Source organism: Virgibacillus salexigens, assembly GCF_014905415.1.
Taxonomy (GTDB): Bacteria; Bacillota; Bacilli; order Bacillales; family Amphibacillaceae; genus Virgibacillus; species Virgibacillus salexigens.
In genome coordinates this window covers 106,663-129,118 of record NZ_BNEO01000002.1, presented here as the reverse complement: position 1 = coordinate 129,118, position 22,456 = coordinate 106,663, and the positions used below count along the sequence as shown (strand labels likewise).

Below are 22,456 nucleotides of genomic sequence, written 5' to 3'. Positions count from 1 at the left end.
GATGCGCTACGGAAAAAGTGGAATGTTCCAGAGACTAAATTTCATACAGTCTTTTTTTATCACCTTTCATCTATTAATTATGAGAAAAAACCTTGAATGAACTCACTTCCATTCAAGGTTAATTTTATCATCCATAATATTATGAAAGTTATAATACAATATCTTGATAACCTACTTCTTCTACCATTTCATCTTCAATTTTTATTCCCATTCCATTGTCAATATCCCAGGAGACATCGCAAAGTAAACCTAATCTTCTTTTTCCATTCTTTCTTACTCTTCTTACGATTAATTCAACCGGCTTCACTATTCTCTTTAAATCTGAGATAGAATCAATCTTTGGTGCAAATTTATCTGCTTCTGATTCATTACCTAACATCTCTCTATACTCTTCATAGTTCTCAATATAGTAATCGTAAACTTTCTTTTCAGCCTCATTTATTATGTTTTTCATATCTTGATTAAAGTTAATAAATGCTTCTCTTTGCACATTTGAAAAGTCAGCATTTTCATGTGCATCGACACTTAAAAGTATTTCTTTTTCCAAATCAAACATTCTAATAGTTGTTTCTCCTCTCCAAAAATTGTTTTTATATTCAAGCTTTCCAAATAAATCATCATTAATCATGGCCATCCTAATCACTCTCCTAACTTAACTTTTATATTATATTCTCCAACTCCACCCAAATGTTTAAAAACACTATTGATTTTACTTGGCACCAATTGTATTGTTTCCAAGTCGTTAAGTTCATGCCAAGTATATTTATTATCTTCTCGCCAATCAGCTATATCTTCTGCTGTCCATTTTTGTTCTGGTGTACTCCACTTTTTAGCCAATTCTTCATCAGCAGTCGAGAAGTTTGATTTTCTATCATTAGTCATATTTGCTAATTTAATTTCACCTTTGGAAAATGGAGAAAAGTCTGGCATTCCGTTTTTATACTCAACTCCATCAACACCAGCTTCATCAAGATATTTTTTTATTTCACCGGTCTTATCGGAGATAAATAACGATTCTGCTCGTTCGTTACTCCATTCACCTTTATTAACAGGGGTAGTTTTTACCCTTTGTTCATAAGAGCTGTATTTAGGGTCTACGTCAAAACCTCTTGTAAAGTCTATCTGCCTATTATTACCCATCGTACCCTTAGCTGAATCCTTACCATCATCCAAATGTTTTCCTGCACCACTGCTGCTTTCAGTTACACTGCTCTTTACAAACCCTGCATCCTTTGCCTTCGCACTAAAGTAAGTTACAGCTGCATCATCCAGCCTTCCTCCACCAGCAATGGCAACATTTGGCTGCATACCAGCTCGTAGATGGGTAGCCACATCATCTGCTTTTTGGGCTGCATTGACCACAGTTCCACTGACGTTTTCCTTTACTAAAGACATTTTGTTATTTACAACTTGTCTGGCACTTGTTAAACGTGCAGTGGCGGTTTCTTTTGCTGTGCTGACAAGATTTCTTACATTAGATGGCTGTTTGGTTATTCTTCCTAGATCCGCTACTTTACCTACAGTTCGTGTGGTTGTGGCAAATTTCTTTACCCTAGCTACTCCGGGGATAATGTCTAGCGGTGCTAATGCACCTCGCATCCACCGCTCCCCCGTATCCAATTCTCTCCCGGAGGACCAATCTTTTCCTGATATCGCAGATCCTAATTCTAAACTACCATAAGCAGCTCCTAACGCCAACCCTGCTGGAGGGCATACAACTGCCACGCCTACAACTACCACCAAAGCTCCTATATTAACCCAAAATTCCTTATTTAATTGCTGATCTTTTATTGATTCATATTCGAACGCATTCATGTTGACGGCAGCCATCTGATATTCTTCTTGTGTGAAATCCTGGTCCGGGTGCTCTGCCTTCCACATCTCATATTCGATCTGCATTTGTTCCCCATAAAAGGTATCTCCACTGAATAAATCATCAAGACTTACCTCTGTTTTTGGTACCTCACGGGTCGTGTGCATCGCTCCATAGCCATGATAGGTAATTTGTTCTTCCGTTGCCCCAATTCGGTTCTTTGTTGTATAGTTGGAAATCGTTGCTTCCTTCATCGCTGACACAAACGCATCAATATCTTCATAAAACGGTTGATCCATCGTGCGATCGACGATATCGCCAACCTTGCCGGTAAAGTCATGCATTACCTGAAAATCTTCGTAGAGCTTTTGATAGGTTGATTCGCGGTCGATATGCGAAAAAGAGATAACCCCATCACTGTCATATTCGGCAATATCAGAGGCTGCATCTTCCATGTTCTCCGTGATATCCTTCAGTTCATCAATCATGCCTTTGCCCCAACGACCTAACCCCACGAGATCGCCTAAACCACTTCGCATCTTCTCCCAATCTGAAGGGATGTATTTTACATCCATTTATCAGACCTCCCTCTTTGCAGTAGAATTTATGCTCTAGGATTTCTGTAACTATTCTCTTTCGTTCATTCATGTATGTAACTTCTTCTAACTATTTGTTTTGAGTTAAATATCCAATTATGTCTGTTAGTAAATTAATAAGATTAACTATTAAAAATCACTATGTTACTATAGATTTAAATATATAAAGTATTTTATAAGCTAATTTCTTTTCGAATTTCTCTGATTTCTATCTCAGATTTCTTGACTTTTTTTCATAATAGTATTTATCCGTTCTTTCAAAGTTATTAATTTTAGCAACCTCAGCATTCGTAGTTCCAAGAAACAAATCCTTCGTTTTATCGTTAAAACTTAGATTGTATTCAAATCCCTTATATTTTGCTTTATAATCAATTTCATAAAGCTCTTGAACTTGTTTCTTGTTTACTTCTTTTATATACAGTTTAGGAAGAGAATCGATGTTTTTATAATAATTAGGGTATTTTTTTCAGTAAAACCATTTTTTTACATCACTATTATTTTTGCTTATAAGCCTTATACTCGCCTCATCAATTCTACTAACTTCATAGATTTCATTATTATATTTTGCAAAAAGTCCCTTCTGCACAATATTGCTCCCTTACTTTAAATCTTCAAATGTTAATTACTGCCGTATTCTTCTAAAACTGCTTTATCAGCACAGTAATGATAAAAATTATTTACTAATTTATCAATATCTCTTTTTCTAGCTATTTTATCTAGCCATTCGCTTGGGATTTCTTTCATTTTATAATACATACCTGCCATATTCCCGGTTATTGCAGCAATAGTATCCGTGTCATCACCTAAATTAACTGCTTTTAGCACTGCTTCTACAAAGTTTGTTGAATTTCCAAGACACCATATTGCAGCTTCTAAAGTATGTACCACATACCCATCTGAATTAATTTCCACTTTATCCAATTCAAAGAATTCATTATCGAACAGCCTTGCATAACAATTTAGTTCTTGTTGATAGTTATGCGATTCATCAAAATTTTTATCGAATAGGCGCTTGATTACATTTAACGCCTCTTGAGGAGTATTATTATGGTATAGTCTAAATAAAAATTCAATAAAGATAATTGAACCAACAATTGAACGAGGATGTGCATGAGTTAATTTAGTAAAACTTTTTATAAACTCTACCTTCTTCATAAAATTAAATTCATTATAAAGAACAAATACTAAAGGGGCGATTCTCATGATTGCACCATTACCATTTTCATACTCATCTCTTCCGCCACACTCTTCAACTGTCATCCCATGCTCATAACGAGTAATAGCTTCATCTGTTGTTCTTCCAATATCAAACATTTTCCCGTATGGCGTCCAATACCCATCTCTTTTATATTGAACAAACTTATCCATTAAATCCGTTTTAGGTCCTTCTTCTATTAGGTTTTCTATTAAACACATTGTTAGAGATGTGTCGTCTGACCAAGTTCCAGGTGGTTGATTGTATGTTCCAAATCCAGTTACGTCCTTTATGCAGTATGAATCTCTTTTTCTAAATTCAACTGGTACGCCTAATAAATCTCCTATTATACCACCATAAATTGTAGGCATAATTCTTTGCTTAACACTTAATTTAAGAAAAGATTTATTATCATCTTCCCATCTATCAATCATTCTTCTTTTATCCACTTTTATACACCTACTTTAATAAGTCTAAAACTAAATGTATCTTTCCATCACTATTAACAGTAGCTTGCTTTATAACCATTTCTTGTCCGGCATTTAATAATAATTCTGCCTCATTTGGATAATGACTAATTCCTCCAATATATGCAGCATTAGAGCCTTCTGGCACATTAATCTCCCAAGAAACATTCATATGACCAAAAGATGATTCTCTAACCATAGCAGTACTAGTAAAACCGTCATCTTTTATTGTTTTCCCGATCAAAGAATCAACAATAACTTCCCCTTCATCATTTAACTTATATAAATCAATAAATGGCTTTAAATCCGTTCCACGATATACTTTTAAATTACGCGGTACATAAGCTTTATCCAAACCACTGGTTATATTATCAATCACTTGAATATCTAAACCTTCTAAACTATCACTGACTCCTCTTAAGTAATTATTAATTTTTCTGTAGTCATTACCTGTATATCTTTTAATTGCTTCCTTTTCGCTTTCACTCAAAGAAGTTATCCAATCATTATAATACAAATTACCCCATTCATTAGCTTCATCTAAGTTAGTAAAACGTATTGCATTTTTATTTAAAGTATCTCCTCCAACTTTACCCACGTCCGTCTTACTCACTGGTTCTTCCATTTTTTTGGCGAAGTGGTGGGTGTTCTCTGCTGGCATCGTTACTTTTCCTACTTGATCTAGGGCGATCGTTTTGCGTGTAGAAGTTAGGTTCTTGGCAGAAATGATTCCGGCATCTGCTGCTTTTGCTATAGCCGTTGCATCCTTAGCGACCTTAGCTATCACAACTGCTCCAGCATGCTTTAATCTACTAGCAGAATGTTTCCCAGCAGTAGTTACCATGTCTCCTACATGCTTTAGCTCCTGTTGCATACTACTTTTTATGCCAGACGTCAATCCAAATTGGCCTATATCGGCTGCTTGATTGGCAATCCGTACCCCGCTGCTGAATTTCTTGATCCCAGCTACTCCAGGGATAATGTCTAGCGGTGCTAATGCACCTCGCATCCATCGCTCCCCCGTATCCAATTCTCTCCCGGAGGACCAATCTTTTCCTGATATCGCAGATCCTAATTCTAAACTACCATAAGCAGCTCCTAACGCCAACCCTGCTGGAGGGCATACAACTGCCACGCCTACAACTACCACCAAAGCTCCTATATTAACCCAAAATTCCTTATTTAATTGCTGATCTTTTATTGATTCATATTCGAACGCATTCATGTTGACGGCAGCCATCTGATATTCTTCTTGTGTGAAATCCTGGTCCGGGTGCTCTGCCTTCCACATCTCATATTCGATCTGCATTTGTTCCCCATAAAAGGTATCTCCACTGAATAAATCATCAAGACTTACCTCTGTTTTTGGTACCTCACGGGTCGTGTGCATCGCTCCATAGCCATGATAGGTAATTTGTTCTTCCGTTGCCCCAATTCGGTTCTTTGTTGTATAGTTGGAAATCGTTGCTTCCTTCATCGCTGACACAAACGCATCAATATCTTCATAAAACGGTTGATCCATCGTGCGATCGACGATATCGCCAACCTTGCCGGTAAAGTCATGCATTACCTGAAAATCTTCGTAGAGCTTTTGATAGGTTGATTCGCGGTCGATATGCGAAAAAGAGATAACCCCATCACTGTCATATTCGGCAATATCAGAGGCTGCGTCTTCCATGTTCTCCGTGATATCCTTCAGTTCATCAATCATGCCTTTGCCCCAACGACCTAACCCCACGAGATCGCCTAAACCACTTCGTATCTTCTCCCAATCTGAAGGGATGTATTTCACATCCATCTATCAGACCTCCAATTTTGCAATGATCTGTTCGGCAATTGCTTGATCTGTTTCGATCATGGTATTCAGAACATCAATAACTAAGGTAGAAGCTCGAACATAATTATCATAGAGATCCATTAATTTTTCATTAGCTTCTGCATACACTTCCATTGCTGGTTTTGCCTTACCTGCTTGATAATAATCTATCTCTCCCAATTTCTGTATATTAGGGGTAACACTGGATTCTAATTCTGCTATTATTGCCTGTAACTGATTATAGATCGTCGTAATTTCATCTGGATGAACATTGATTTGTGCTCCTCCACCACCACTTCCAGAAGTTGCAATCAGCATTTACTTCGCCTCCTTGTATGGAAATTCCATTTCATTAAAGAGTAATTTTAAAAACCAATATTGGCTTGCATGATAATATTTTCGACGAACGGTATCTACCATAATTAGTTTTTGCTTTTCATCCTTAGTAAAAATTAACCATTGTTGATAATATTTAGCGTTATTTACTTCTTGTCGCCTTTCGTCTAAATGGAAGAATTCCATGTTTATTAATTCATACCCTGGTTCTAATTCCTCCGTTTCTCTTCTTTCCTGATGGGATAATTCTTTCTTTAAAAAGCTTTGTTCGGTTTCATCTGGTTCTCTTGTTAGTAGCTCGAATTTTTCAGTTAACATCTTTAAGACAATCGCTTTCGAAGCAACAACTAACTTATACAAGTTTTTTTCTTCTACTTCTACAAGAATAAGTAATTCATCCTTATACTCATTATGAAAAGCAAACATGAGATTATTAATCCTTACATATTTTTCACTCAAATAATAATGTTCCAATGCTTGGATAATCATTGCCCCTCGATTTGTCACTTTTCCATCTGCAGATAAGATCTCCTTATTTATTAAGCGCTTTTGAGCATCAGCAAATACTTCTTCTCCTTTTAGCTGGAAAATCTTTTTTTCAGGAAGACCAAAAAGTACGTGACCTCCAAAGGAAGCAGCTAGTAAAAATAGTTCAGATACATGAAACGTATCGGTGGATGAATCATTCATAAATGCCTCACTTCTTTCACCGAACTATCTTTATTGAAATCATCCATATAGCCCTCTAAATTATTCAATGCCTTTGTTTGTAAAGCTACTGCCGATTTTAAATCATGATGATATTGATGAATAATATCAAGGTAGCTTATAAAGCTATCTCTTGATTTCCCACTCCACTTCGCCGATTGAGCAAACGATAATAGCTCTTCACATTGTTCGTAGGTAGAGTTAATTGAATCTTCTAGAGCTTTAGCCGCCGTTTTGGCTTCATTTAACTTATTTCCATCGACTCGAACATCGCCCATGACTATTCCTCCCATCTAATTATAACTATTTTCTACTCCTGTTCTTCTTTGATAGCAAGATTCTTGTAGTATTCGTATCGTTGATAGGCTCTGGATGCTGCTTGGGTAATAGCGCTTCTTTTATTCTTTTCGTAATCAAAATAGCGAAGTAGCTCGCTGTTTAATTCTTCTCGTTTCCAATCAAAATCGTTAGATGGGATCTCAAAGTTCGATAGATTAGGAACAGTGCTGATATAACTTGAATAAGACGCTTCTGCTTCATTTACTAATTTGTCATGTTCCGACTTTGCATCTTGTAGTCGTTGATATAACTCATAGTAATCATCCCGCTTCTTCTCTGTTTCTGACTTGAACCAGCCAAACATCATCTTTCACTCCCTTCCTTTAATGAGGTACTGCGATTTTGATTTTTTCTGCCTTTCCTTGCTGAATATAATAAGCCTCATATGCCTGTAATGCTTTTTCACGATAAGGTCGATTAGCTACTTCTAAAATGTTTTGATCCATGATTCTAGCCATCAACACCCCATGCTTTTGTTTCTTAACCATCTGGGTAATATCGTCATATAAGCGATCAATGGAACTGTGTACAGCACCAATAATAAAGTGTATCCCCATCCTCGAACCATTCTCTATTAGTTTGGCAAAGGTCGTTTGGGTTGTAATAGACAAGGAGTCTATTACAACAGACACATCGGTGATTAACACCACCATTGGGCGGACGTCTTTAAGGAAATCATTGACTGTTGCATAGCCTTCATGATTATCTTGAACTTCACGGAAGGCATCTTCCCTAGCCTCAAACAGTTTTTGTAATCGTTCCGTAACATCTTCCATAGAAGTAGCGTCGTGCGCATACATATCAGTATTTTCTTTATACATGCCAAACCTTACAGAAGCATTATCTATCAGTGCGACATCAAAATATGTGTTTCGAGAAATGCTCATTATCAAAGTTAAGAACATTTCTTCAACAGACCCCATCACATCTGCTATTACCAATGTATTTTGATCTTTGGCTAGATTAATTTCGACAGGCTCCACGCGTTCAAAATCAACACCAAATGGAATTCTGCCTTCTTCAAGGAATGCTTTGGTCTGTTCATCTTTCACAAAATCACGGAACAATAATTTGTCTGGAACCATCGGTATTTTTTTCGGCCGCTTCCCATTCCATTTTTCATCCATTGTTTTAGCTGTGTTTTGAATGGAATCAATAATTTCTAGTGATTCCTTACCTTTCGCTGGCAGCATCGTTTGAAATAAAGCTGGCTCTTCTAATTTGATTAAACCACGACCCGCGATTTCTTCAATTTCTATATCCGTTTTGCCAATAATCGCTCGAGCTTCGGTGTGTTCGATTAAGTAGAGCGCTATTTGTGTTTTGATATTCGATAATAATGGCATTCTCATGGCACTCTGTCTTCCAGCACTTATGGCTAAATGTACACCTACGCTTGCTCCTTCCCTTGCAATTTGCGTGATTAACTTCTCAAATTCATCGGAAAAGTCAGAATCGCGAACTGAATCATAGTTATCAATAATGATGAATAGCTTTGGTTCATGCTCCCCACTTGCTTGTTCATACATTTCAATATTAGCTACACCATAGCTGCTTAGCTTCTGTTTTCGCTCCTTCAAAATGGCAGACACTAAACGAATTAATTTGCCTACTTTCTCTACCTCATCAATAAGAAACGTATCTGCGACATGCGGAATATTTTTTAATGGCAATAATCCATTGGTACCAAAATCTAATAGATAGACATGTAGTTGATCTGGACGATGTTGTCTAACTAAATCCATAACAAGCGTTTGTAAAAACGTGGATTTTCCATATCCAGGACTAGAAAATACAGCAAGATGACCATGTTTGGTTAAATCTAAGGTTAGCGGGCGTTGTGATTGTAGCTCTGGTTGATCTAAAAGCCCTAATGTTACGATTAATCGTTTGTTAGATTCTTGCCATGCTTCATCAACAGTTATCTCCTTTATATCTTCCACAAAAATCTTTTCTGGCAGTGGTGGCAACCAAGGACGTGCGAGCGGCGCAATTTGATGCTCATCTGTATAAGCTGCTATGCAGTCGATCACCGCATCCAATTCGGTTGGATTCTTTTCAATTTCCTGTTTGTTTTCTAAGCCGCTTAGGTCTTCCGTAAGTATGTCATACTGCCCTAAATCATTAATAGCATAAATGGTTGTATCAACGAATTCATCATTATCCCTATCTGGCACATATTCTGCACCACTCCACGCACTTTGGAATAGTTCATAAATTTCATTATTACCAACTTGTAAATATGCGCGACCGGGCAATGTGATTTCAGCCGCATCCGGCGTTTTTAGAATTTCATTGGAATCACTTGTGTTCTGTACTTTTAAAGCTAGCTTGAACTTCGAATTGGACCAAATTTGATCATCTACCACGCCGCTTGGCTTTTGCGTGGCTAATATTAAATGAATTCCAAGTGAACGACCAATTCTTGCAGTTGAAACTAACTCCTTCATAAAATCAGGTTGTTCTGACTTTAATTCAGCAAATTCATCAGAGATTAAAAATAAATGTGGCATCGGTTCACTTGCGTTACCTTGTTTATATAGTTTCTGATATTGATTAATATGATTGACATTGTGTTCCCCAAATAGTCGCTGCCTTTTTTGTAATTCCGCCTTTATCGAAGCCAGTGCCCGCATCGATTGCGCACGATCGAGATTCGTAATGGTTCCTAACAAATGCGGTAAGTTTCGAAATAAATTAGCCATTCCGCCGCCTTTATAATCAATTAATAAAAATGCCACTTCATGCGGATGGAAATTCACTGCTAACGATAAAATATAAGATTGGATTATTTCCGATTTCCCCGAACCAGTGGTACCTGCAACTAATCCATGAGGGCCGTGAGCTTTCTCATGTAAATTTAGCTGTACGATATCCTCTTTCCCACGCAACCCCAAAGGTACTGCTAGACTTTTATACGTTTCATTCATCCTCCAGCGATCTGCAATCAATAATTCATTAACCTTTTCCACTCCATACATCTCTAAGAAAGTTACACTTTCAGGTATCGAATTTTTCAAATTCTGTAAGTGATTAATAGGTGCTAGTGAGCGAGCAATTTCTTCTTGATTAAAGTCAGATGGGAAATGATCTAATCGAAATTTCTTATTAACTAATTCTCCCTCTTCCAGCAGAATGTTACCATTTTTGGCATCCCTTATATCAATAACTGTCTTGACATGCTCTGGTAGTGCATGTAGAACATCCTGTACGAAAACCAGTGAAACACCCAGCTCACTAGGGTCTTCATTGAAGAATTCCATGACCGTATGGTCGAGTATCATTTTTTCATCCGTAATCAAGACAATATAATGGGGGGAGAAATAAATCTTCTCTTTTTGCTTGCTTTTTTCTTCTACTGCCTGCTTGCGTTCTTTTAATAACTGATAAAGAGAATATAATACTTGATCTCGAGAACGTTCGTGGTAAACAAAGCCTCGTACATTTACATCTCTTAAACTTGCATGAGGAAGCCATCGCATCCAATGCCAATCCTGCTTTTCTTCTTCAGGAAAAATCGTAATAAATTGTAAATCTTCGTAACTATGAAATAAAGAAAGCTGCATAACTAACAGTTGCAATTGTTCAATAACCAACGGTCGATGACCAATATAACCTACCGGTCCTTTCCTAAGTGACGTAACTACAGGAACTTGATTAATCTCATTATATTGGTTCAATAATTCCCTTGCTTCATCAATTAATTCATCTTTTTCTTGTGTAAATTCCTCTTCGTTAAATTCAATATGAAAGCTTGATTTAACCGTACCTATACCAACACGAAAGTTAAGAAAATCATGTTGATAAATGGTTTTTTCGTATATGCGCGGCTCAACTGTTGCAGCCATATCACGTATTTCCTCAACATCTGGATAGTGATAATTTAAAGCATGACGTTGTTCCTCACTAGTCAAAAATAACTCCTTGGTTTTTCGCTGCAAATAGGCTTTATAGCTTTCTTCTCTTTCTTTCATATCTGCTTTATATTTTTTTACGTTTTTAATATAGGAAGTAATGGAAAATACTACTGTTACCATCGTTACGGTTAGCATTACTAATATATAAATTCCTCTTGGCTGTATAAGGGAAATCAATACGAGAGCTACAATCATTACAAGCGGTGGTACAATGGTTCGTGCTAATTGTTCACTCGGTTTCGATGGTTTATTAGACGGTTTTGCTATGGTTCTTTTTTCTTCTGGTTCTCGATGTATGATTCGAGGAGAACGATGGTAATCAGGATACTCTCCATGATAAGGAGATTCCTTATCAACCAAGCTCACTAATTTTGTATCTAACTCATGATGCGATGTGTTTATTTGTAGATAATTTGCACCAACTACTATACATACACCATCTGTGAACAGTTGGTCTCCTGGTTCTACTTGAACAGGATCTTCTATAAGCTGAAAGTTATGATAAATATTCCCCTTCTGACCCTCCAACGTAAATAACTGGTTAGGTGCTTGCCGAATAAGGATAAAATCTACCTCTGTTTGATCAATGGTTACATCATCATAGTAATTAGGACCAAATGTAATTGACTCCTTACCAGCAATATCAAATAGATATTCACTTCCCTCATCCATTACATACACATCGATAGGTAATGCTGGGTTTAATTGAATATCTTCGTTTAGTTGTTGACCATCCAATGTGCAACTCCTTCCATCCCAATCAATTTGTAAGGTCTGTTTTAAATTAGGAAAGGAAATGCTGTGTGACATATCACTGCCAATTGTAATTTGTTTTGGAGTATTTTCAATTAAATGGCATTTATGAAGTTGATTATTACAGGTTACCATCAGTATTTTATTAGCCATCTGTGTTCTCCCTTTCTGGATCTGCAACAGGAGTTTAAACCATCTAATTAGTTGTTATTTTTGTTTTGATTTGGTTCATCATCCGTTGAATTCGTTGTGTCTGTATTTGTTTCTGTACGATCCTCTTGTTTTCCATCTTCTTGCATTTGTCCTGCTTCATTCGGATCTAAATTATATTCTTCGATGTATTTATCTAATTCATCCTGCAGGCTACTTACTTTTTCGTCACGTTCGGTTCCAGTTAAGTCAGGGTTGTTCTTAGCCTGTTCTATCTGTTTAATCAATCCGTACATAATCAGCTGTGGATCATCAATGTATTTCGCTTTTTCAAGTGAATGACTGAACTCTCCACGCCCATTATATATCCAATAAAGCAAATAATTTTCATCACTTTTTAAACTAACATTTTTCATGATTGTTTCTTTTTCGGTGTCCGATAAGTTCTCAACGTTTATATATGCATGTGCTAATATGTACTTCGTCTGATTGGACAACTTCTCTGGATCTTCATCTTCTAATGTAGCAATCACATTTCCATAATCTGTGGCAAGGTATTCACCATGCGCATCCAGTGCATGTTGTTGGAAAGGCACTTTTATAAACCCATAATAGATCAGTGGCACAGCTAATAATACAACAATCACACTTAATATTATGGTCAGTTGCTTAAATAAACGGAATCGCTTGATAGGAACAACTTCCATTAATTTGTCTGTTTTTTTCTGCTCTTCTCTATAACTTTCGTACAAAAAAGCTTGCAATGCTTCAAGATTCTGCATTTCATTGATTTGTCGTTCAAATTCCGTGTCGTTGGCATTTTGTAATGTCCCATTATAGAGCTGCTCATAATTATATTTCTTTGAAAAAAGTGCGATAATAAAGCATTTATACTGTTTTAAGAATGCCTCTTCTTCCATTTCAAATGGAGGAACCAATTTGCGAATCCCTCTATAAATAACAATTGGCATGAGATTATCATCAAATGCCAAATTATTTGGATGCAGGAAGAATGTGATTCTCGAAGATAAAAACTTTCTTAGTTTACCCATATTACAAAGCAGTCGTAACTTTTCATTTCGCGGCAGCTTCTTAATAAAATCCCATTGTTTCCAATGAGCTTCCAGTTGATAAGAAAAATGAAATACATCCTTTTCTTCACTCAACTCAACTGGCGCGAACAATTCAGAAGGATTTAGTAATAAATCCAATTGTCTACTGCTAGTTACACTTGTTTGTGATTTTGGTAATGTTAATTCCCACTGATTTTTCGTAATCACAAATCGAAGCGAGACATTTTCAAATTCAATTGTTTTTTCCTTCATGTCCATTGACTCCTTCGTATAACACTATTAATCGTTTCTATAACACCACAAAGATATCTCCATCTGTCACTGGATAATCGATTAAATAATCATCATCTGCAATCAATAAATGCTTGGTTATGACTTTAATGGCAAAACGCGAATCGCCATCGTCAGCTAATCCTAATGTGGCAATCACATTGATAAGTAATTGTTTCACTGACAATTGGATAGGAATTCGTAGATCATACCTTTTTCCCTCTTCAAAACGTTTACTAAAATCAAATGTTACATTTATATGCGTGTTTTGAGCCATTTTTTTCTCTCCTAACTCAACATTCTTCTCATCATGAAATATAAACCAACACAAAGCAAGCATGCTAATCCCGTAAACACGATCAGCATGATGCTATTCATTGCGTTGGTCGATTCTTTATCGTCTGTTTTATCCATCTGGGACTGAACAGATGCAGCGCTATAATCTTCCTCAAATAATCCTTCCCTTACATTACGAATCGTCTTGTTCGTCTCTGTTTCTGTACGAAACAGTGTTTGTTGCAACCTCTCCATAGATGCCTTATTCTGCTTTTCTTCTGTATTTATCGTAGATTGCGTCTGCTCTGAAAATAATGTAGGAAATCGCTTTTCAAGTTCGGTTTTATCTGTTTGTGTTTGTTCTTTCTCACTTTCGATAATACGATCAATTTCTAATTGTAATTGTCCATTATTCGCAGGGCTGGCGTCTACTGATGTTTGAAGCATCAGTAGACTTATAGAAAATAAAAGTATTAGTTTAGCTAGCTTCTTCTGAACTTTCATCATCTATATCCCCTTTATTTCTTAATTGATAAGTGACGAATAAATTTCCTACTGCCCCTAATACAATGAGCCCAATAATTATGGCTAATGTTACCGAGTAATTCATGTCACCTTGTACCTTATTTCTTAATACCGATTCTACTAATTTTAACGGCGAGAATTCCCGAATCATTTGGATCGCTTCTGAACCACTTCCTAATGTATTGGTTAGGAATAGATAAATACTAAAAATCGCTAGTAATAGGAACATCCCAATCATTTTTAACTGGCGAAGCAAATAGGTTGCAATTAACAGCATTGCTACTGTTACCGTTGTTACCACTGTTATCCAGAGCAGCATATTTACATTACTAATTTCTAAGAAATAACTAGAAAGTACCCCGATAATTATCCCCTCTAAAACTCCAATTCCAGCAGTGATCATCGTGATTGGTGTGTTTGCTGCCATTAACGATTTCTCTTCTGTAAATTGATCTTGCTCCACCCGTTTTTGGTTAATGGTTGAAATTACATAAGCGGTAAACAATACAACTATAAAGCAAATTAACACAAGATAATAAGGGTTAAATGTGTTTCCGGTAGGTGATGTAATCGTTCCATTATTACTGACCTGCACCGGATTAGATAAAAACTCATATAAATTCTCATTCTCCCGTTCACCAATTTGACTATTAGCAAGGACATTTGTGAAGTTATTGGCGAATTCCTGATCCTCCACCAGTTTATTTGTCATATTAACTGACAGCTCTTCTGCTTGATCAACTAGATTTACGCCACTTTCCTGTATCGTTTCTGCATGATTGTCAATCGTATCAAATGTGTCATAAACATTCTCAGCTGCATTCAGGTTACCCTGCGACTGCTCAGCAAGTGATTGACTAGCTGTTAGAAGGGGTTCAAACTCATTCCCCAAGGACATAATTGCAGTATTTTCCCCATCTTCATTTGCCTGAATTTCTGTTTGCTGTTCAATTAATGTCTGACTTCTCTCACGCCACTTACTAACATCTTCTAAGGTACTGGCAAGATTGGTGTTAAGATCTTTCGCTTTTTTTGACGTTGCTTCTACTTTCTTTACCAGCTGATCAGCATTTTGATACGCTTGTTGCACCCGCTGTTGATGATCGTCAATTTGAGACTTTAATGTTTGTAATGGTTTTTGAATTTCTTGGGTGATACCATCAGCAATTTGATCGACTATTAAACCATTAATATTCTCTTCATTAAATAGGTAATAAAGTGAGTCTTCAGTTGCTATATCCTTAAGCTCCGAATTCGGATCTAAATTATCGATTAGTGGACCATCCATTTCAATTCCATAATAAGACTCGTAGGAAGAGTATAATTTTTGATAAGGTGAAATATAATTCAATGCACCATTAATTAGAGTTTTCGTAGTGTCATCCATTTTATCCGTAGATGAAATAACTGTTCGATTAATAATTTTATTCTCCACTTCAATTGTCTCAATTTCTGTCTCAAAATTACTATCTTCTTCCTTGACTGAATCATCTTTACTGGAAGATCTACCTTGTTGATCGCCTTGATCTAATTCAGAATCATCATCGGTGCTACCTCTTTTCTCTTCTTTATTAATATCCTGATCTTCTTTATTTTTATTACTTTCGGACTCGTCTTCAGGTAATTTATCTTGTTTTTGCTCTTCTTCTGTAGCTTTTCCCTTCGCATTTGTGTCTTCATTATCTACATTTTCTTCTTTTCCCTGCTTATCTATAGAGTTTTCAACCTTCATACTTGCTACCAGAGGAGCTTCTTGCTTTTTCGTCATAGTAGTTTTCGGCATATCAGCATTATTAATATTTTCTTGCTCAAGTACCCATCCCCAGCGTATAGGTTGATAAATATCGATATCTCCACCATTGAAAGTCAAAGTTATTCTAACACTAAAGTCTCCGTGAATTGGTTTATCAAAATTCACTGTTGGTCCTTCATATTCTTCGAAGCGATCTTCACCAGGAAGCTTTAATTCCAGAGTTTGCAATGTGAAGTTTTTAGGGATGTTGTTGAGTGTAAATGTTTGACCATTTTCTTTATTTTCAACTTCTTCTATATTCACCGTGTCCGTGATTGTAACACCATTATTTTTCCAGTGTTCAGTAACTTCCTTAATATGATCAGCTATAATTTCATGTTTAAAATCACTTGTTTCATTAGATGGTATTTCAAATGGAGTTAATTTTGTTACTTTTATTACATTTTCAATTTCCCGAAGTGTATCAGTAGATAAATCCATCTTTTCAAAATCGCCAATCTCTAACGATGGCAAAAGTGAAACCTGGCTTTGTATTTTGTCTGTTAAATACGTGTGATGCGTATTAAGTAACTTGCTTAATGTTTGATCTCCTTCATCACCAAGAAGTCCCTCCAACTTTTTCTTCACATCTGCATCAAGTGAATTTAATGTTTCATCAATATCTGCATTTGTTTGTTCTACTTTCGTTAAAGACTCATCCAAATGCTTCTTCAACGCTGCTGTTCCTGAAGCAATATTCGCTACATTATTACTCGATTGACGGAACATGACCGTATTCACAGAAGGGGTTTTAGGTTGTTCTTCTCTGGTTTGGAACTGTTTATTAATTGCTAGATTTGCAGCCTGTAACTCCTGTAGCTGACCTTCAACCTCACTTGCGTTTAGCGTAGTATCGAATTGATTAAAAGCTTCATAGAAATTCTGCCAAGTTGTTGTATTCGTCTCTTGCATTTGGAAAACTTCTTCAAGACTAGATAAATAGTTTTGATTTCGTTCTGCATCTTCGGCTAATTCATTTTCATAGTTTTCCAATTTATCTTCAAATCCACTAAAACTATCCTTGGAAATTTCTGTGTTGTCTTTTATCATGCCAAATTGGTCGGTATAATTGTTAAGCCGACCATAGATTTGATTATTATATGTATTGGTTAATTGTGATTGCTTGTCAATAATGTCACCAATATTCGTTTGTGCACCTTGTAAATTATTAAGGATACTAGCAAAGAATACATCAATAATCCGTTGATTAAATTCATTTAAAATATTGCTTGCTGTTTTTTCAGCTTCTGCTTTGATTTTTTCATTGTCCGTCGCATTTATCTTATAATCTAGAACAACTTGTTCTGGATTTTCTGACTCAATAGACAAAGCTTTTTGAGAAAAATTATTCGGAATGACGATCATCATGTCATATGTATTATTCGTTAAGCCGCTTTCTGCTACTCCACGACTAACGATGTACCAATCATGGTTGTTATTTTTATCCATGCTTTTTACAAACGCATCTCCGAATGCTAAATCTTCTCCATTAAAAACAGCCCCCTCATCTTCATTAACTAAGGCAACTGCCATTTTGGGATCTCTATTTTCTTCTTTCTTAGAGCTTGCTTCTTGGTTCAAAGCAAGAAATGTTAATCCAGAAGCTAAAAGGATGATTAAAGTTAAGAATAATATCCAACGCTTATCTATCGATTTCAAGATCATTCAACTCCTGCCACATCTTATAATTATAGGTACTCACGTCTCCTGTTTTGTAGCTAGACTATCCATTTTTCACACAATGAGGTTAACAAAGTTAGTGTAAGTATATATGGGGCAATAACGTCGTCATGGCATACAACAGCATACAAAATACTTCATATGTAATTACAAACCGTGCATAACATACTTTGAGCTACACAACAATTCGTCGTGTAGCTCATAAGTACTAATGGACACGAAAACTTCTTGTGCTTCAAACGAATGATTTAAATTTATCTAAGTCCAAAATTTTGTGATAAAGCTTCGTCCTGTTGCGCAACTGCTTCAGCAGTTTTCGTTAATTGCATTTCAATTTCTTGCATCAATTGAGAAAAGTCTTGTACTCTTGGCTTTAACTCACGAAATTGATCATCAAAGCGTTCAAACGCACGTCCTTCCCACTCCCCACGAAGCTCTTCTTGTAAGTTAGATAAATCTCTGAGAATTTGGTCAATTTGCTGCGAGCTTTGACCATACCTTTTTGCCTTTGCCTGTAATTGATCTGGTGTCATGCGAATTTGACCTGCCATATTACTTCATCTCCCTTTGATTATATAGTCTCATTAGGAAAACAATTTAAATTGTTTTCCTTCTGACTTAAGCCTAATGAACCATATTTTAAATGTCAACTAATGATGCAAAATTTTCCATTAATTGAATAAAAAGTCCTATTATTATTTTGCACACGGACATTTTTTCAACCTGTATAGTAATAAATGCTTATGTGTTTTTTTATGACTTTTTTCTTTGTTGGTTAACAAACATGTGTTAACTAAATCAAAAAGGCAGACGATTATAAACGTCTGCCTTTAGCCTCATTTACCAGAAGAAAAATGGCAGTACTGCTAAGGTAGCAATTGCTCCGAAAGCAACACCCCATCCAAATCCTGAACCATAACCATACCAACCTATACCAAATCCACCTAGACCGCCTTGTCGGCCTAATGGACGCATATAAACCCGATTAGAACTTACTCTATCAATGATTCCTCGATGAACTCTCCCATCATGCGTTTTAATCTCTACTGCTTTACCTCTATGTCGCTGGCAAAGGGAATAGTAATGTGACCCTGACATATCTTCACCCCCTAAATGTAGTACAGATAGAATATTATATGTTTAGGTAATGAGGGTGTAAAAGACAGATACATCAGGGTAAGTGCGGAAATTATGTGCCCAAATGAGGGCGATATGGGTGAACACCTAGATCAAAACTTAGAAAGACTCATACATTATTAATGTAAACAGACTGGAGGTGTTAGCAACATGGGTGAAAGTTACGGATACGGCGGTGGCTTCGCTTTAATCGTCGTGTTATTCATTCTTTTGATAATTGTAGGTACTTCTTACGTTTGCTAATCCATTACAAATCAATTTGTTAGGAGGGGTTTCATATGGGTTACGGATATAATTGTGGTTGTGGAGGATATGGATATGGAGCACCAAGCGGCGGATACGGTTATGGTGTAGGAGGATTTGCTTTAATTGTAGTTCTATTCATACTTCTAATCATTGTCGGTGCTGCTTGGCTGTAAGTATTCCTTTCTTTAACTTATAGAAAAACTTAGCTTGTCGCTATACGACGGGAAGCATAAGTTGAACGAAAATGAGATTTTTCGAAAACTAGAAGAAGCAGGTCATTTATTGAAATGGCCTGCTTCTTTCATGATTTTATGCTTATTTAATTTCTTGCAAACGTGTTTCTATATCTGTCATGATCTTTGCTGCTTCTTCCCAATTGCCAGAAGATAATGCAGCCTGATACGCATCAAACATATCCGATATTTCTCGCAACGTTTGTTCTGAATTTGAAATGGGTTCTTCTGTTTCTTGATCTTGTTCTGGATTTTCTATTGGTTCCTCTTCTACTTCACGATTCGGATCAAGGTGTTGAAGCATTTTATCTAATGCTTCATCAAAAGTAGCTTCCATTACAATATGATTACCGTATGCCATTACAATTTGCTTGACCTCTGGTAAGGATGTAGCGTTTGAAGATTCAATGTATATTGGTTCGACATACATCATCGTGTCTTCAATTGGAATCGCAAGTAAGTTACCGCGGATGACTTCGGATCCACCTTGTGACCATAAATTCAATTGTTGAGAGATTGTGCTATCTTGGTTTATTCGATTTTCAATCTGTTGTGGCCCATAAACATTTTTCTGTTTCGGGAATCGATATACAATCATTTCCCCATAATTTTCGCCGTCATTTCGAACGCCCATCCAAGCAATCATATTTTGCCGATTCCTTGGGGTGTAAGGCATCATTAGCATAAATTCCTCTTCATCGTATTCTGGTAGCTTCATTGTCATATAATAAGGTTCCATTTCGATATCTTCATTATAGTATTTCTCTGTAGGAAACTGCCAAAAGTCTTCTCGATTATAGAAAACTTCTAAATTAGTCATATGATAGGTTCCATACATTTTAGCCTGGACCTTAAATAACTTCTCAGGATACCTAAAATGGGAACGAATATCTGTTGGTACTTCTTCTGTAAATAACTCTGGAAACATCTTTGCATATGTTTGAAGCAATGGATCGTCCTTATCTACAATGTAGAAATTAACGTCACCAGTATACGCATCAATAACCACCTTGACCGAATTTCGAATATAATTTTCGTCTCCCTGATGTGCTTCTGCATAAGGATAGTTTTCCGCAGTTAAATAAGCATCCATCATCCAGGCAAGGCTTCCATCTTCCCGTACAAAAATATACGGATCTTCATCATATTCGAAAAACGGAGCAATCCGTTGCACTCGATCCATAATATTTCGTGTTTCTAAAAACTGACTCTCTCCTGTAATTTGATCAGATACAAACATTCGGAAAGACCCTTCATTTAAAGCGAATAACAGCCGATTAATTCCATTAAGCTGAATACCGCTATCTGCGTCAAATCTCGTCGAAATATTTTCATCTCCAGAAGGATAATCGAATTCATCCTTCTTACTATTGACGATTACATTGTCATAATTTTGTTCACCAAAATAAATCTGCGGTCTGGTAATATCTAAATCTCCTTCTGGAGGAAGATTTTTCACCATATATTCCGGTTGTCCTTGCTCTGTGACTTGATTTACTTGACTCATGGCCACACCATATCCATGCGTATAGCGGAGTTTTTGATTGACCCATGTTTTGGCCTGGGAAGGCAAATCTACTGTACTCAGTTCTCTCGCACCGATAAACACCTGCTGATACTCCCCATCAATTTCATAGCGATCAATATCGATATTATTAAATTGATAGTATGTTCTAAATGTCTGTAGTTGATTATAAATCTCGAGCAATGGTCTAGAATCATTCATTCGTACATTATCTAATGTCAATGCATTACGTTCAATCATTGCTTCATCTAAGGATTCGTTGGCTGGGTGTTCGCGTTCATCAATTTCTTCTAACTGATAAGCAGCTCTTGTATAATCCAAATTTTCCTGCAAATAAGGTGATTCTTTTGAGAATTCGTTTGGTGATACAATAAATTGCTGAACACCGACAGAAGTCAATTGTGCTACGATTACTAACACAAGATAACCAGCAATTGGAATGATCATTCGGTAATACTTTTGGCGATATAATGCAATAATCATCCATATTGTACCAACTACGGCTGCGCCAGCTAAGACATAAGCGGCAGGAATATTTATCAGCTTATCCGTATAACTCATACCGTGTACTACACTTTTTTGGAACAAATTCACTTGATTTGTTAATAAGGAATGATATGGCTGTAACACATGAAAACTCGCTAGTAAGAGTCCAATAATTCCTAATGTTAAACCCATGTGTAGTTGAGCAGATTGACTCATTCGATATATATGAAAGAAGGAATAAAAACTAATTTCCACAACGAAGTAAAAGATACTAAGCCCTAGTAGGATATATAAAACCATTTTTATAAATGGCAAAACAAACATATAAAACGATACATCTAAATTAAAATAAGGATCATTTATTCCAAATGATGACCGGTTTACTACCTTGAGAAATGGTTCCCAGCCTATTCCTTGTACAATTAAACTACCAATTGCACCTAATAAAATGGAGATAGATATGATTAGCCATCGACTTTGTTTTTTATTAGCTATCCACGTTGGCACTTGATTATTATGAAAATGGCTAAGATACGTATTCCTTATCCATCTTAAGTTAATATAAGTTAAGATGGAAAACAAGATAAACCCAATGATGCCTAGAATAATTTTACTTCCGATAATCGTTGTAAAAACACTTTCAAATTGTAATGATTCCATCCATATGTAATCCGTTATCCATTGAAAGCTCATTAATCCAACCATTAATAATAGAATAATAATACCCAGAATAACGGCAAATCCATTGCCAAGTCGCTTCCATTTCCGTGAATGAACGTTATTCTTCTCTCCGTTTCCCTCCAAACCTCACCCTCCTAAAAACAATTTCTTTCATTGTACCAAACCTTCATCTTCCTCCATATAGAATACGAATGACACATTAAAATAGTTTCATTAATTTTCAGCAAAAAAGAGCACGAGCCAGAATGTCTTCGTGTTACAAATTTAATATTTTGGGTATTAGGATCACCCAAGCATGAAATACTTTCTCGGGCGAAAAGCGCTCTTTGTTCCATCATGTTCATCCATATATTTAACTTACAGGGTAAATATTTTAATTAGTTTGTAATATGAAATAGTTCTATGAAAAAAACATATAAGCATAAACTATAGAAAGACTAGG

The 22,456-nt window shown here is 36.2% G+C and carries 18 protein-coding genes and 1 pseudogene; 2 read left to right on the top strand and 17 right to left on the bottom strand.

The window, feature by feature from the left end:
- Positions 1 to 148 precede the first annotated feature (148 nt).
- The 16 genes and pseudogenes from JKP73_RS08155 to JKP73_RS08085 all read right to left on the bottom strand — a co-directional run bounded on the left by JKP73_RS08155 (position 149) and on the right by JKP73_RS08085 (position 18,804).
- Positions 149 to 634 (bottom strand): DUF6985 domain-containing protein, encoded by a 486-nt coding sequence (locus tag JKP73_RS08155; protein WP_021291843.1) that lies wholly within the window; start codon positions 632 to 634, stop codon positions 149 to 151.
- Positions 635 to 639: 5 nt separating this feature from the next.
- Positions 640 to 2,388: an HNH endonuclease gene (locus tag JKP73_RS08150; protein ID WP_200411115.1), complete on the bottom strand. Its 1,749-nt coding sequence runs from the start codon at positions 2,386 to 2,388 to the stop codon at positions 640 to 642.
- A 229-nt stretch (positions 2,389 to 2,617) separates the two neighbouring features.
- Positions 2,618 to 2,995 (bottom strand): annotated as a pseudogene (locus JKP73_RS23765) (UCP033725 family protein).
- A gap of 32 nt (positions 2,996 to 3,027) precedes the next feature.
- Positions 3,028 to 4,038 carry an ADP-ribosylglycohydrolase family protein gene (locus tag JKP73_RS08145; protein WP_038245955.1) on the bottom strand — a complete coding sequence of 337 codons (1,011 nt, stop codon included), beginning with the start codon at positions 4,036 to 4,038 and terminating at the stop codon, positions 3,028 to 3,030.
- 25 nt (positions 4,039 to 4,063) lie between these two features.
- The gene (locus JKP73_RS23090) at positions 4,064 to 5,869 is read right to left on the bottom strand and encodes an ADP-ribosyltransferase (RefSeq protein ID WP_051739195.1); all 1,806 of its coding nucleotides are present in this window, start codon (positions 5,867 to 5,869) and stop codon (positions 4,064 to 4,066) included.
- Positions 5,870 to 5,872: 3 nt separating this feature from the next.
- A complete protein-coding gene (locus tag JKP73_RS08135; protein ID WP_021291845.1) occupies positions 5,873 to 6,205 on the bottom strand; it encodes a hypothetical protein in 333 nt (110 codons plus the stop codon).
- Positions 6,206 to 6,913: a DUF5081 family protein gene (locus tag JKP73_RS08130; RefSeq protein WP_200411114.1), complete on the bottom strand. Its 708-nt coding sequence runs from the start codon at positions 6,911 to 6,913 to the stop codon at positions 6,206 to 6,208.
- Positions 6,910 to 7,209: a WXG100 family type VII secretion target gene (locus JKP73_RS08125; RefSeq protein WP_021291847.1), complete on the bottom strand. Its 300-nt coding sequence runs from the start codon at positions 7,207 to 7,209 to the stop codon at positions 6,910 to 6,912. The genes JKP73_RS08130 and JKP73_RS08125 overlap by 4 nt, the downstream gene beginning before the upstream one ends.
- A gap of 32 nt (positions 7,210 to 7,241) precedes the next feature.
- Positions 7,242 to 7,577 (bottom strand): EsxC family T7SS substrate, encoded by a 336-nt coding sequence (locus tag JKP73_RS08120; protein ID WP_074436683.1) that lies wholly within the window; start codon positions 7,575 to 7,577, stop codon positions 7,242 to 7,244.
- 16 nt (positions 7,578 to 7,593) lie between these two features.
- A complete protein-coding gene (gene essC / locus JKP73_RS08115) occupies positions 7,594 to 12,093 on the bottom strand; it encodes a type VII secretion protein EssC (RefSeq protein ID WP_160807259.1) in 4,500 nt (1,499 codons plus the stop codon).
- A 47-nt stretch (positions 12,094 to 12,140) separates the two neighbouring features.
- Positions 12,141 to 13,415: a type VII secretion protein EssB gene (essB, locus tag JKP73_RS08110; RefSeq protein WP_160807260.1), complete on the bottom strand. Its 1,275-nt coding sequence runs from the start codon at positions 13,413 to 13,415 to the stop codon at positions 12,141 to 12,143.
- A gap of 37 nt (positions 13,416 to 13,452) precedes the next feature.
- Positions 13,453 to 13,710: an EsaB/YukD family protein gene (locus tag JKP73_RS08105; protein ID WP_021291851.1), complete on the bottom strand. Its 258-nt coding sequence runs from the start codon at positions 13,708 to 13,710 to the stop codon at positions 13,453 to 13,455.
- 11 nt (positions 13,711 to 13,721) lie between these two features.
- Positions 13,722 to 14,216 carry a type VII secretion protein EssA gene (essA, locus tag JKP73_RS08100; RefSeq protein WP_081856149.1) on the bottom strand — a complete coding sequence of 165 codons (495 nt, stop codon included), beginning with the start codon at positions 14,214 to 14,216 and terminating at the stop codon, positions 13,722 to 13,724.
- Positions 14,188 to 17,685 (bottom strand): type VII secretion protein EsaA, encoded by a 3,498-nt coding sequence (esaA, locus tag JKP73_RS08095; protein WP_200411113.1) that lies wholly within the window; start codon positions 17,683 to 17,685, stop codon positions 14,188 to 14,190. Before esaA ends, essA begins: the two co-directional genes overlap by 29 nt.
- Positions 17,686 to 17,960: 275 nt before the next feature.
- Entirely contained in the window at positions 17,961 to 18,257 is a 297-nt protein-coding gene (locus JKP73_RS08090; RefSeq protein WP_021291854.1) for a WXG100 family type VII secretion target, read from the bottom strand.
- Between the two features lie 289 nt (positions 18,258 to 18,546).
- Entirely contained in the window at positions 18,547 to 18,804 is a 258-nt protein-coding gene (locus JKP73_RS08085; protein WP_021291855.1) for a hypothetical protein, read from the bottom strand.
- Between the two features lie 189 nt (positions 18,805 to 18,993).
- On the opposite strand from JKP73_RS08085, the gene JKP73_RS08080 reads away from it, so the two are divergent.
- Positions 18,994 to 19,086 carry a YjcZ family sporulation protein gene (locus tag JKP73_RS08080; protein WP_074436684.1) on the top strand — a complete coding sequence of 31 codons (93 nt, stop codon included), beginning with the start codon at positions 18,994 to 18,996 and terminating at the stop codon, positions 19,084 to 19,086.
- 35 nt (positions 19,087 to 19,121) lie between these two features.
- Positions 19,122 to 19,262, top strand: coding sequence for a YjcZ family sporulation protein (locus tag JKP73_RS08075; protein ID WP_021291856.1), 141 nt, complete (start codon positions 19,122 to 19,124; stop codon positions 19,260 to 19,262).
- Between the two features lie 142 nt (positions 19,263 to 19,404).
- Here JKP73_RS08075 and JKP73_RS08070 read toward each other — a convergent pair whose 3' ends face one another.
- Entirely contained in the window at positions 19,405 to 22,137 is a 2,733-nt protein-coding gene (locus JKP73_RS08070; protein ID WP_234447082.1) for a UPF0182 family membrane protein, read from the bottom strand.
- Positions 22,138 to 22,456 lie beyond the last annotated feature (319 nt).

Bases quoted from the DNA above. Each gene is read 5' to 3' on its own strand.
- JKP73_RS08075 (WP_021291856.1), top strand. From the start codon at position 19,122: ATGGGTTACGGATATAATTGTGGTTGTGGAGGATATGGATATGGAGCA.
- JKP73_RS08080 (WP_074436684.1), top strand. From the start codon at position 18,994: ATGGGTGAAAGTTACGGATACGGCGGTGGCTTCGCTTTAATCGTCGTG.
- JKP73_RS08105 (WP_021291851.1), bottom strand. From the start codon at position 13,710: ATGGCTCAAAACACGCATATAAATGTAACATTTGATTTTAGTAAACGT.
- JKP73_RS08145 (WP_038245955.1), bottom strand. From the start codon at position 4,038: ATGATTGATAGATGGGAAGATGATAATAAATCTTTTCTTAAATTAAGT.
- JKP73_RS08125 (WP_021291847.1), bottom strand. From the start codon at position 7,209: ATGGGCGATGTTCGAGTCGATGGAAATAAGTTAAATGAAGCCAAAACG.
- JKP73_RS08130 (WP_200411114.1), bottom strand. From the start codon at position 6,913: ATGAATGATTCATCCACCGATACGTTTCATGTATCTGAACTATTTTTA.
- JKP73_RS08085 (WP_021291855.1), bottom strand. From the start codon at position 18,804: ATGTCAGGGTCACATTACTATTCCCTTTGCCAGCGACATAGAGGTAAA.
- JKP73_RS08135 (WP_021291845.1), bottom strand. From the start codon at position 6,205: ATGCTGATTGCAACTTCTGGAAGTGGTGGTGGAGGAGCACAAATCAAT.
- essA (WP_081856149.1), bottom strand. From the start codon at position 14,216: ATGATGAAAGTTCAGAAGAAGCTAGCTAAACTAATACTTTTATTTTCT.
- JKP73_RS23090 (WP_051739195.1), bottom strand. From the start codon at position 5,869: ATGGATGTGAAATACATCCCTTCAGATTGGGAGAAGATACGAAGTGGT.
- essB (WP_160807260.1), bottom strand. From the start codon at position 13,415: ATGAAGGAAAAAACAATTGAATTTGAAAATGTCTCGCTTCGATTTGTG.
- JKP73_RS08090 (WP_021291854.1), bottom strand. From the start codon at position 18,257: ATGGCAGGTCAAATTCGCATGACACCAGATCAATTACAGGCAAAGGCA.
- JKP73_RS08150 (WP_200411115.1), bottom strand. From the start codon at position 2,388: ATGGATGTAAAATACATCCCTTCAGATTGGGAGAAGATGCGAAGTGGT.
- JKP73_RS08155 (WP_021291843.1), bottom strand. From the start codon at position 634: ATGGCCATGATTAATGATGATTTATTTGGAAAGCTTGAATATAAAAAC.
- JKP73_RS08120 (WP_074436683.1), bottom strand. From the start codon at position 7,577: ATGATGTTTGGCTGGTTCAAGTCAGAAACAGAGAAGAAGCGGGATGAT.
- essC (WP_160807259.1), bottom strand. From the start codon at position 12,093: ATGGCTAATAAAATACTGATGGTAACCTGTAATAATCAACTTCATAAA.